This is a genomic window from Paenibacillus hebaui, from assembly GCF_051934385.1.
GTDB lineage: Bacteria > Bacillota > Bacilli > Paenibacillales > Paenibacillaceae > Paenibacillus.
Genome location: NZ_CP196836.1, coordinates 2,930,938 through 2,944,601 on the forward strand (window position 1 = coordinate 2,930,938; position 13,664 = coordinate 2,944,601).

2 protein-coding genes are annotated in these 13,664 nt (G+C 47.8%); one reads left to right on the plus strand and one right to left on the minus strand.

All coding sequences use genetic code 11. The features are described from left to right. The first annotated feature begins 2 nt into the window (after positions 1-2). Positions 3-12,269 (plus strand): SDR family NAD(P)-dependent oxidoreductase, encoded by a 12,267-nt coding sequence (locus tag ACR32F_RS13310; RefSeq protein WP_440119141.1) that lies wholly within the window; start codon positions 3-5, stop codon positions 12,267-12,269. Positions 12,270-12,334: 65 nt separating this feature from the next. On the opposite strand, the gene ACR32F_RS13315 is transcribed toward ACR32F_RS13310, so the two are convergent. Next, on the minus strand, positions 12,335-13,570 hold the full coding sequence (locus ACR32F_RS13315) for a cytochrome P450 (RefSeq protein ID WP_440119830.1): 1,236 nt from the start codon (positions 13,568-13,570) through the stop codon (positions 12,335-12,337). Between the last annotated feature and the right edge of the window lie 94 nt (positions 13,571-13,664).

The window sequence follows — 13,664 nt, forward strand, 5'->3', positions numbered from 1 at the left end:
GGATGAAAGGCGACTTGTATCAAATATACAATGATATCAGAGCACGGAAACTAAATCCGCAGGATGCAGCCAATCAACTAACCTCTCTGATGGCACAAAATCAACACACCCGGACTTCCGGCGAGCCTCAGGAATCCGGAAATACGGTTCAGGCAAATACCGAGTTACATGAGAAGACACGCAGAATTTTGACTAAGGCTGTGGCTAACCAGCTAAAGGTAAGACCGGAGGAAATTGAAGCAGATGTGGAGCTCAGTGAGTATGGATTTGATTCCATTATGTTAACCGAACTGAGCAACTCCCTTAACAGGAACTACAGACTGAATCTAACCCCGGCCGTTTTTTTTGAACATTCAACTTTGGCGCAATTTACAGACTATGTTTTGGACACCTATGTTGATCAATTTGCAGAATTGTGGACATCTCCTGCTAAGGCAAGAGATGTCCAGAAAACACATATTTCATCTGAATCCACAATGAAGAACAGATTTAGGTCATCCGAAAATTTCGAAATGGCTCACAATTATGAGAACGCTGAAACTTATGAGAATACTGAAACAACTGAATATGATGAGAGCTTTCAGAAATCTCAGGATGTCGCCAAGCAAGGAAACAATCGTCTGATGAGAGACACAAACCAGCGATCTCAGGACAGCCACTCACCAACCTTTCAGCGAGCAGACAAGACGATAATGGCCTTTGAGCCTGTTGCGATCGTAGGCATGACAGGAAGGTTCCCGATGGCAGAGGATACAGATAAGCTGTGGGAAAATTTAATGGAGGGAAGAGATTGTATCACCGAAATTCCATCGTCACGATGGGATTGGAAGTCCATTTATGGAGATCCCCTAAAGGAGTCGAATAAAACCAACATCAAATGGGGCGGATTTATGGATGGGGTGGATGAATTTGATCCGTCATTTTTTGGCATCTCCCCTCGGGAAGCAGAACTTATGGACCCGCAGCAGCGTCTGCTCATGCTCTATGTATGGAAGACCATTGAGGATGCGGGCTATGCTGCTCAAAGCTTGTCCGGAAGTAATCTGGGCATATTCGTGGGCACCTCCGGAACGGGATACAGCAGTCTGATTTCCCGTTCAGGACTGGCTATTGAGGGGTATAGCTCAACTGGAATTGTTCCATCCGTAGGACCCAATCGAATGAGCTATTTCCTGAATGTACATGGCCCAAGTGAACCAATCGAGACGGCTTGTTCAAGTTCACTAGTTGCCATCCACCGGGCAGTAACAGCGATGAGAAATGGGGATTGTAATGCAGCCATCGTTGGGGGCATTAATACAATTCTGACCCCGGAAGGGCATATCAGCTTTAACCGTGCAGGGATGCTGAGTGAAGACGGACGCTGCAAAACTTTTTCCGAACAGGCTAACGGGTATGTTCGTGGTGAAGGTGTTGGCATGCTGATGCTCAAACGGTTGAAAGATGCAGAACAAGCGGGTGATCACATCTATGGACTGATTCGGGGGACGAGTCAGAACCATGGTGGACGGGCCAACTCCTTAACGGCACCCAATCCGAAGGCACAGGCTGACCTATTGATCCAGGCCTATCGCAAAGCTGGCATAGATCCAAGAACCATCGGTTATATCGAAACCCATGGAACCGGGACGCCTCTGGGTGATCCGATAGAAGTGAACGGGCTGAAGTCCGCTTTTAAAGAACTGTCTCGCCAATCAGGAGATGAACCACTCGGTACACCTTATTGCGGTTTGGGCTCCGTAAAGTCTCACATTGGACACCTTGAGATGGCGGCTGGTGTGGCGGGTGTCATGAAGGTATTGCTTCAGATGAAACATCGCAAGCTTGTGCCAGGCTTGCATCTGGATCATATCAACCCTTATGTCCAACTGGACAACAGCCCGTTTTATATTGTGCGGGAAACAAGGGAATGGGCCGCCCCGAGAGATAGCGATGGCAGGGAAATGCCCAGACGTGCGGGAGTAAGCTCCTTTGGCTTTGGCGGCGTGAACGCACATGTCATTTTGGAGGAGTATATTCCGAATCGCGAGAATCATGAAAAAAATACAACAGCAATCCCCGGACAACACCCTGCAATCGTAGTATTGTCCGCCAGAAACGAAGCGCGATTGCGTGAACAAGTGAATCAGCTGCTTCAGGCCTTGCGTGAAGGGAAGTATGCAGAGAACGATTTGGCTAATATGGCCTATACATTACAGGTAGGACGCGAGCCCATGGGGGAGCGTTTGGCCCTGATCGTTGGAACATTGGCTGAGTTGGAGACTGGACTGGCTCATTTTATGCATGAAGGAGCAGTCCCAGGTCATGACGTGATTGAAACCTACAGAGGGCATGCCAAACGCAAGGATACACTCCTGTCACTAACGGAAGACGAGGAAATGCAGGAACTGGTCCATAAGTGGTACCTGCGTGGCAAGCTGGGCAAAGTTGCAGAGATCTGGACAAAAGGGTTCATTGTCCAATGGTCAGCCTTGTACGAAGGGAAGAAGCCAGCCAGAATCAGTCTGCCAACGTATCCGTTTGCCCAAGAGAAGTATTGGGTTCCTATGCCCGATTCCCGAATTCTGCGGCCATTCGAAGATGGATATTTAAACTCGGCAGGGGTTATGCATCCCCTTGTACACAGTAACATTTCCAATTTATACTCACAGCGCTATAGCTCTCTTTTCACTGGAACCGAGTCATTTCTGCAAGCTCCTGCTAATTCTGGAAAACGCACTTTCCCCGATGTGACCTGTATGGAAATGGCACGTGTGGCGGCGCAGCATGCCATGGAGCCGTCAGGCGGGGATAGGCAATCCGTGATGAATCTCAGACTATCCGATGTGGAGTGGGTGCAGCATGACGCGAACATCATAAACACGGATTTTCCATTACAGATTCAAATTGAAATATGCCCTGAAGAAGATCAGGAAGAACTTTTTTTTGAAATCGGCAGTGTAGGCAACAACAAGGAACAGCAGTTATTAACGACGGGAAGAGTCTCCAGACCGGAAAGCTCTGCTTATGACCAAACAAGGTTTGACCTGCAAACTATACGCAAGCGGTGTGAGTTGAATTCCAGCACAGCTACACCGGACGCGGGTACGGCATGGTCTGGCAGACAGATAACGGGCCGTGTGAAACAAAGTTATAAGGGAAATGGAGAAGTGCTGCTCCACATTTCCAATTCTGATGAAACCACAAGATCACCTGACATGATCATTGATCCGGAAATACTGAAAGACGCCATTCAAGCCGGATTATGTGAACTTTATGGACAAACCGGTCAAACAAAGCTGGGTGGGGAGTTTGCATTAAAATCGGTCCGTTCCCTGGATGTGGTGTTAGATGGACAACCTGCTTGGGTCTGGATTCGTCTGGGCACGACTCCACATCATGATTCGGTTGGAGCCGTTATATCCGATCTCATGCTGGACATAGCCATAGCCAATAACGTTGGGCAGGTTCTGGTCTGGATGGAACAAGTCACCGTGAGTGTACCCGAGGTGGAAGGAGTAATCCTTCTGGAGCCATACTGGGAAACTGTCCCGAACCTCCCATCCCTTTACGTACCGGTTTCATACAGCGAACACCGGATTATCCTGTGTGGTGAGTTGACAAATTTCACTTTGAGCGAAGTGTTGAAACAGGAAATGCCAGGGGTTTCCCTGATACAACTCGGTTCAGCAGGAAACATTGCACAACGTTACGAAGCATATGTACTTGCTCTGTTGGAGCAGTTCAAAGATGGTGAGAATCTTCGCCATGAAGGAAGTAAATTCATTCAGGTTGTCATAACCGACGATGCAGGACAATCCAGACTGTGGACAGGGCTGTCTGGCCTGCTCCGTACAGTTCAGCTTGAACATCCGCAGGTGCGCTGTCAGCTCGTCGAAATGCAGCATGACACGTCACCGGAACAATGGATGGAACAGCTTAAGTCCTGTGCAAATTTGCCGAATGAGGATCACCTGCGGTATATGGAGAACCAAATGTACCGGGCGTCATGGAAGGAACTTGTTCAGGACGTATCCACCGAGGCAGTGAGTTCCATCGAGGAGCATTCTAATCGGGAAGGCCATGGGCATCAACCGGCCCACCCGTGGCAAGATGGGGGCGTGTACGTTATTACTGGAGGCGGCGGTGGTCTCGGACTAATTTTTGCACAGGATATCGCACTCAAAGCAACCGGGACAACGATCATTTTGACGGGTAGGGCTCCAGCGTTGCCAACTGCCGTTAGGCAGAGGATACAGGAACTGTCCGCCCACATTCAATACATGACCATGGATGTAGCGGATAAAGCAAATGTTCAGACGGTACTGGCGATGGTCCGTCACACTTATGGGAAAGTGAACGGCATTCTGCATGGCGCTGGCATTACCCGGGACCGTCTGATTGAAAATAAAACAGGTGCAGAATGCAGAGAGGTGCTGGCATCCAAAGTGGCGGGTACGGTTTATCTGGATGAAGCAACCCGGATGGATGAGCTGGATGTCATGATTTTGTTTTCCTCCGGTACAGGCGTGACAGGTAACATCGGACAGGCAGACTATGCGGCTGCCAATGCTTTCATGGATCGTTATGCTGCTTATCGCAATACGCTTGTCCAAGGAGGAGAGCGGACCGGACAAACGTTGTCGGTGAACTGGCCTCTATGGAAATCGGGAGGTATGCAGATCAATGAACAGCAATTACGCAATTTGAAAAAACAGACGGGCATGCATCCTCTGAGCGAGCAAGAAGGAACGGCAGCCTTGTATCAGGCATTGGCAAGTGGAAGAAGTCAGGTGCTGGTTGCGGCAGGCGAAGTGACTCGATTGAGACAGAAGTTTCTGTCTCCTCCCGGTGCTCATGACTCACGGAATGCGGGGCAGTCAGCCATCACAGAGGAAGAAGCGGATACAGCCTGGCTCGAACATAAGGTCAGGGAAACGATGGCTTCCATGATTTCGTCACTGCTTAAGGTGCAGGTTACACAAATTGATCCCGAAGTTGAACTTGGAGAGTATGGACTTGATTCCATCATGCTGACTGAACTGACCAACACACTTAACGAGAATTTCAACATGAGTCTTACCCCGGCATTGTTTTTTGAATATTCGACGCTGCAAGCCTTCTCACAATATGTAACACGTACCTATCAACAACAATTTTTGACGAGATTTGCGTCCGAGATGGTTCCCGCACAAACGAAGAGTATAACTGAACGACCTGAACCTTTGGCATCCCGGCGACTGATAAGAAAACATGCCTCGGAAGTGGGAAGGGTGAAGCCTACTAACTTCATGGAGGATCAAGGCATTGCAATCGTAGGCATGAGCGGCATTTTCCCGATGGCTGCTGACCCGGACGAGCTGTGGGGTAATCTGGAAACACAGCGGGATTGCATTACGGAAATACCTTTGTCCCGTCGGGAACAGTATGTTTATCACAGGGATTCCATTAACGAGACTGGCGAGCTCGACATGAAGTGGGGAGGGTTCATTGAGGGTGTGGATCAATTTGATCCCGGATTCTTTGGCATTTCTCCCCGTGAGGCGGAACTTATGGACCCGCAGCAGCGGCTGCTGATGCTGTATGTGTGGAAAGCGATTGAAGACGCTGGATATGCTCCGCAAAGCCTTTCTGGCAGCAAGCTGGGAATATTTGTGGGAACGGCTGGCACGGGATACAGCAATCTCATCGCGTCCTCAGGCATGGCTATGGATAGTTATACTTCCACAGGAATCGTGCCTTCGGTTGGGCCGAACCGGATGAGTTATTTTCTTAACGTCCATGGTCCGAGTGAGCCGATTGAAACCGCATGCTCAAGCTCGCTGGTTGCGATCCATCGCGCAGTCACTGCGATGAGGAACGGGGATTGCAATGCAGCCGTTGTAGGTGGTATTAATACCATTTTGACACCTGAAGGTTATACCAGCTTAACTAAGGCAGGTATGTTGAGTGGTGATGGCCGGTGTAAAACATTTTCCGCTCAGGCTGATGGATATGTTCGGAGTGAAGGGGTCGGCATGTTGATGATCAAACCTCTCAAGGATGCCGAGGAAGCGGGAGATCATATCTATGCCGTTATCCGTGGAACAAACGAAAACCATGGAGGCCGCGCCAATTCATTAACGGCACCCAACCCTAAAGCTCAGACGGAATTGTTATTTGAAGCGTACCAAAAAGCAGGAATTGATCCGAGAACGGTAGGTTATATCGAAACTCATGGCACAGGTACCCCTTTGGGCGATCCGATTGAGGTCAATGCGCTTAAAGCGACGTTCAGGAATCTGTATGAATGCACTGGCGATAGCCGAATGGATGAGGCGCATTGCGGACTGGGCTCGGTAAAAAGCAATATAGGGCATTTGGAGATGGCTGCTGGCATTGCAGGTGTAATTAAAGTACTGCTGCAATTAAAACATCAAAAACTGGCTCCAAATCTTCATCTGGATGAAGTGAATCCTTACGTACAGCTGGAAGACAGTCCGTTCTACCTTGTTCGTGAACTGCAGGAATGGAAGCCGATTACAAACGCGGACGGAAAGGCAATGCCAAGAAGGGCGGGGGTCAGTTCTTTTGGTTTTGGCGGTTCCAATGCTCACGTCATTCTTGAAGAGTATACGAGAAGGTTGGATAAAAAAGAGGCGAAACATTCACCTGCACCTGAACATCCGGCAATGATCGTTCTGTCTGCACGCAATAAAGGTCAGCTTCAGGAGCAGGTTCGTTTGTTGCTGAAGAGATTGCAGCACGGTTCATATATGGATTCCGATCTCCGTGATCTGGCCTATACGTTGCAAGTGGGACGTAATGCGATGGAGGAGCGGCTGGGTGTGCTGACTTCCAGCATCGCCGATCTGAGAGAAAAGCTGAGCGCAGCAGTGGATGGCAACATGGAACACCTGCCAGAAGGTTTAATGTACCAAGCGGGTTTGCAAGGCGGCAAAGAAGCATTGGTGTTTAGCATGGACGAGGGAACAGAGGAAATCGTAAACCACTGGCTGCAAAACGGTTCCTATGGAAAGGTACTGGATCTGTGGACCAAGGGGTATCCGGTTCGTTGGGAGCATTTATATAAAGATGATCATGATAAACCTTCCAGATTAAGCTTGCCTACGTATCCATTTGCGAAGGAAAAGTATTGGGTGCCGTATCAGTCCGTCCAAAAATCCGAATCGGGTTCCCCGTCCGAAGGAAAACAGTTCGGTTCTGTGAGTCAGCACGTACCATCGGAAGAACCGACGGAGCTGCTTTCTTTTCAAGAAGTTTGGGAAGAAACACCTCGCCTTGATTCAGATTCAGCCAAGCTGGCCAGAGAAGATGTCAGGGGACTGATATGTCTGTTATCTGATAAAAACAAACAGTCCATCATTCGCGAAATGTTGGCTCGTCGCAGTCCGAATACAAAGGTCTATTTTGTTGAAGAAGCAGGACCGGAAGCCGGGAAAATGGATCGGGAAGCTTACGGTCAACGATTTCGCATGATCGCCAAGGAAGATGATTATATTGATGCGGTTCTGTATCTGTGGCCGTTTGATGATGCCCAATATTTACGTGATACGAGTCCAATTGTGCACATGATCCAGGCCATGGTTATGGAGAATATACAGCCCAAACGTATTTTACTGGCTGGAGAACATGGCACTGCGCTGGATCAATGTTACCTCGATTCGTGGATTGGCTTTGAACGTTCAATAGGTCTGAGTATGAAGAAGACGAAATTAACCGTTTGCAGCTCTCAGGCAGGACAGGACTCGGATCTGTCGGCATTTGCGGACCTGTCAAACCTGATGTGGGATGAACTTATATCCCAATCACCGCAAAGTGTTCGTTTCGAGTATGGACGTCGTTTGGTAAGTCGAATGAAGAAAGTTGATTTAACGGAATCTGCGGATGAGCATACCCGTTATCCGAAGCCTGGACAGACGGTATTGATTACAGGTGGGCTTGGCGGATTAGGTGTTATTTTCGCAAAAACCTGGGCGTCAGAGGGAATCAATCTCGTTTTGATGGGACGATCTCCGCTTGATGAGATGAAAAGGCAATTGCTCAAGGACCTCGAAAAAAATGGCAGTCAGGTCGTGTATGTTCAGGCAGATGTGAGTAAAGTGTCGGAAGTAACAACTGCTCTGCAATCCGCAAAAATGCAATGTGGCGATATCCACGGATGGGTCCATGCAGCGGGAATGGAAAGTCAGGGAACCTTGCTGTCCAAAAGCATACAAGCGTTTGATCAAGTATTACGTCCCAAGGTTAAAGGATTACTTGTGATGGATGAAGCATTGCAAAACGAACCTCTGGCTTTTCGCTGTTACTTTTCATCCTTATCGGCGCTGCTGGGGGACTTTGGTTCCTGTGACTACGCAGTGGCCAATCGCTTTCAGATGGCTTACGCCCAGACGCAGGATCAGAATATTCGTACAATCTCGATTCTATGGCCACTTTGGAGAGAAGGCGGAATGGGCTCCAAGACATCAGAAGCTATGGACATGTATCTGAGAACAAGTGGACTGCGTTTTCTGGAAAAGGATGAAGGGATTGCTTTTTTTGATCAGGTGATCAGGCAGTCCGGTACACATCAGCTTGCTCTGGCTGGAAGGTCAAGCCGGATACATCGCTTTTTGGGCTTGGACATGCCGGTTCCCAAGCAGCCTTCCCCTGGATTGCGCACAAAAGCGGAAAATCAGGATCAGGCTGAAGTAAGGAAGCCACATTCACCATTAGGCAAGACTTTACAGGAATATGTAGGACAAGAACTAAGAGGATGGGCTGCACAATTGTTGAAAATGGAAGAAATCAAGTTGGACCCGGACCGGAATCTGGCGGATTATGGTTTTGATTCGATCAGCCTGGCGGAATTCGCTGAGCTTATGAGCCAGCAATTCCAGCTTGAATTGTCGCCGACAGTGTTTTTTGCACATTCCACCCTGAACAAACTTTCGCAGCATCTGATCACATCCTTTTCCAAAGAAATGGAAGCAAGGTACAGCATGATGTCAACGACATATCCAGCACAAACACAAGATCAATCCCATGCAGACAGAAACACCAATTCATCTGTAATGGAGCAGCTTGGCGGACCAATGGAGCATCCTGACCCTGAACCTTCAGAACTTCAGAGGGAAGAGCCCATAGCCATCATCGGCATGAGCGGAAGATTTCCGCAGGCAGGCACCATCGAGGATTTGTGGACAAATGTCGAATCGGGTTCTTCATGTATATCGAGATTACCCCGCAGCCGTTGGACCTCGGAAGGCAGGAAGGAGGTATCCGAAGACGCTGACATCCCTGCATGGGGAGGTTATCTGGCGGATATTGATCGTTTTGATCCAATGTTTTTCCATATTTCACCGAATGAAGCAGCGATGATAGATCCCAGACAACGCCTGTTTCTGGAAGAGGCGTGGCATGCTCTGGAGGATGCCGGTTATATGGGGGATCGTATCCGTGGCAAGAATTGTGGTGTATATGTTGGAGTTGAAGAAGGCGAGTATGGTTATTTGACAGCAGAGAAAGGATCGATCAACGGTAATCAAAATGCTACACTTGCAGCCCGTATTGCATATGCGCTGGATCTGAAAGGACCCAATATGGCGATCACTGTTGCATGTTCTTCAGGGTTGGTAGCTCTTCATCAGGCGTGTCAGGCGCTACGAAGCGGAGAGTGCGAGACGGCCTTGGCCGGGGCGGTGAGTCTGATTCTTTCTCCCATGCTGCATACAGCTCTCCATCGGGCAGGTATGTTGTCCCCTGACGGTCAGTGCCGGGTATTTGATGAACGCGCTAACGGTATGGTACCTGGTGAGGCTGTGACCGCGTTGATGCTCAAACCTTTAAAACAGGCCATTGCGGACGGAGATCGTATATATGGTACGATCAGAGGCAGTGGTGTTAATTATAGCGGCCGAACGAATGGTTTAACTGCGCCTGATCCTGAATCGCAGGCAGAGTTAATGAAAATGGTATATAAACGTTATCGGATTGATCCACGCAGCGTGCAGTTTATCATGTCGCAAAGTGTGGGATCACCCATAGGAGATGCGATTGAGATGCAGGCATTATCCAACGTTTATGGTTCTTATAACGATCAGGACGCATCAGTGGCAATTGGCTCCGTAAAGCCTCTAATCGGACATACCTTTGCGGTATCCGGTTTGGTTAGTCTGATAACCATGTTGATGGCCATGAGGCATAAAACAATTCCTGCGCTGCATTCCTATGAAGAGCCTAACCGGTATATCAACAGGAACATGGGAAACCTCAATATCAATAAAGAAAACAGACCGTGGAGAACGCAGTTGAATGCATCAAGAATGGGAGCGATCAGCACTACAGGCATCAGCGGGACAAACGCACATGTGGTCATTGAAGAGTACGTTACCGCGGAGACAGAGCAAAATGATGCAGTGAGCGAAGATTCAGTGGCCCAAGTTGTCATTCTGTCGGCTTTGAATAAGGAACGTCTGCAGGCTGCTGTACAGCAACTCCTGAATACAGTCATATTAAATAACGAGTTGAGCTTGAGGGATGTGGCGTATACGCTGCAAGTGGGCAGAGACGCGATGCCGGACCGCTTGGCTCTAATTGTGAGTAACAAAAAAGAACTCATTAACGGGCTGAAGAAGTTTTTGAAAGCGGAAAAAGCAAATAAAAACATTGTTGAATCTTGTCCGATGTTTGTTGGAAGGGCAGAAGAAGACTCGGCAGTGAAGGAGCTGTTGTCAGGAAGGACTGGCGAAAAAATGATAAGGGCCTTCATGGCTGAGGGCAGCCTTGATAAAATTGCATTGTACTGGTCCAAAGGAGGTAGCGTTTCATGGGAAGATCTGTATGAAGGAAAGCCTGCTCAAATCATTTCATTGCCTGGGTATCCATTTGAAAAGAGAAGGTGCTGGATTGACCTTACTCATACTCCTACTCATGCCAAATCTTTGGTCATTTCTAGCCTGGAGGAAGGGGCATCTGATTCCGGTGTGGATGTAGCCGGGAATACATCACTGGAACACAAGATCACAGCCATTATCCTGAATCTGCTTGGGTTGGAAAGCGATGAGATTCATGAATCGACACCTCTTGTGCAATATGGAATGGACTCCATCGTGTTTATTCAGTTGATTCAGCGTTTGCAAACAGAGCTGTGCCCCGAAATCAATGCAGCCGATTTGCAGCATTGTTTGACTTTGGCCGATATCACTGCAAACCTGGCAGACAGATTAAATCAGGCCCCTATGCTTCAAGTGAAGGAAACAAGTTCCAGCGTCACCGAACCAGCGGAGAAAGCAAAAAACTCTTTGACGTCGGGTGTTAAGGCATGGCCACAATTCCCCGAACTTGTTCGGCTGAATCACGCCTCTGAAGGCAGACCCGTCTTCTGGTTTCACGCCGCAATGGGTGGGGTTGAAGGTTATCAGGTTATTGCATCCCGGTGTACGCGACCATTCTATGGTATCCAGGCAAGAGGCTGGATGACTGATCGCTCTCCGTTATATGGAATCGAAGGCATGTCCATGTATTATGTCCATGTGATTAAAACCGTTCAACCAGATGGGCCGTATGATCTTGGCGGTTATTCTCTTGGCGGCCTGATTGCATATGAGGTGTGCAGATTGCTTCAGAATCAGGGTGACCTGGTGAACAGCATGGTGATGCTCGATTCGATCCATCTCTCCGATGAAGATGAAATGACTTCTTCGGACAAAGGTTATATATTACAGTCTGTAAACATGTCGCTAATGTCTTCCATTCTTCATCAACCGGAGAAGATCGTAGACACGCTGATTCACCGTGATGAAATCAATATGGAACTGAGTAATGAGGATTTTCTAAAACATTTAACAGAAATTGCAAAATCCAGAGGGCTTTTCAAAAATGAGAAGCATCTCCAGCAGCTCATTGAGCAATGTGTCAAGGTCCAGCAGGCATACCAGGCTGACCAGTACCAAATCCAATCTCTTGCGGATCGAGATGCTGTGGCATGTTATTATTTCCGCAATCAAAGCGGACATTTCTTTGGTGAACTTGAACCTTACTTTGTCACGGAGGAAGATTGCATCGAACTGAACAACTCATCCTATTGGAGCGTATGGGAGGAGAACATTCCGAACTTTAATTTGTTTGACATCGATGTTTCTAACCATATGATGCTGTTGTCCAATCCCGCAAGCTCTGATCGAATAGGTGCTTTCTGCAAGCAGTTGTATTCAAATGAAGGGGTCACGGAAAAAGACATTCAATCCTTCAAAAAAAGTACCAAAGCAAGAGCTCCACGCAAAAGTTCCAAAAACCAGATTAAATAAGATTAAAAAAAAGCGTTGCTCATTATTGAGCGACGCTTTTTGGATCTTACGATCTTACATAAAGGTCATCTATTGTTCAAGCGAACAAGCAACCGTTGCAGACCGCGAAAGCCTACATTGGGAAGCCATTCGGGATGCTCCTGAATCCATTCCATATGGGGATACCTTGCGATCAGACGGCTCATGGCAATCTCTGTTTCCATCATCGCCAATTGGGCACCGATACAAGAATGAATGCCTACACCAAAGGCCAGATTCCGCGCTTCATTGCGTTCAATATCAAACAGATGAGGATCGGTAAATTTACGCGGATCATGATTGGCTGAACCGAAGCAGAACATGATCAATTCTCCCTTTTTAATCTGCTGATCCAGGATTTCCATGTCCTCAAGGGCGGTTCTTACGGTAATCTGCGCAGGGCTTTCATAGCGAAGGACTTCCTGAATGGTGCTTTTGATCAGACCCGAAGAGTCTTTCAATTTCTGAAGTTGTTCCGGATGTTTCATCAGTGTAAGCATACCATTCCCAATCAGATTACGTGTGGTTTCATGTCCGGCGAAGAGCAGCATGGCACATTGCGCATGAATTTCTTCAATCGTCAGGTGCACACCATCATCATCAGTTGCCTCTATAAGATAGGTTATAAAATCTTCCTGAGGATGCATTCTTCGTTCTTCAATCACATCTGTCAAATAGGCAGTCAACAAAACCAATAGATTTTGTGCCCGGGTGACATCCTCATATGTAACCGTCATGGAACCGAACAGGTGAACGAGACTGTCTGCACATTCGGCAACACGTTCATACTGTTCCTCAGGCAGACCCAGCAGTTTCATAATGACTTTGGTGGGAAGAGGGTAAGCATAATCCCGAATCAGATCCACCTCTTCTTTTCCTTCCAGTTCATCAAGAGAGTCGTCAATCAGATCCATAATGTAGGGAGCCAGATTTTTGATCGACACGGAGAAGGCCTGGGTTAGCATTTTGCGATATCGGATGTGGGAAGTGCCATCTTGGAGGGACATCCACATCGAGAACAGACGAATAAACTCCAGAATTCCATAAAGCTGTTGCTCCGAAAACTGGACTGCCCAATATTGTTGTGCCGTGTTATGGGAAATGCGTGGGTCTGCAATGTACTTGTTTACGGTTTCATACCCACCGATGTACCATAGTCCTCCATAAAGATTCACTTTGTGAATTTCGCCTTGCTGAATAAGCTGGCGATACACGTCATACGGATTACCAAAGAAGTTTTCATTATAAAATGTGGTTGGATCATTAACATCAATGACAGGCATTGACAAGGGATTTCCTCCTTTTATCATGCGCTTTTTGAAAAATAAAGGAAATTATACAAAAATAGAGTAGCATGTATACTGGAATCTGTCGAGT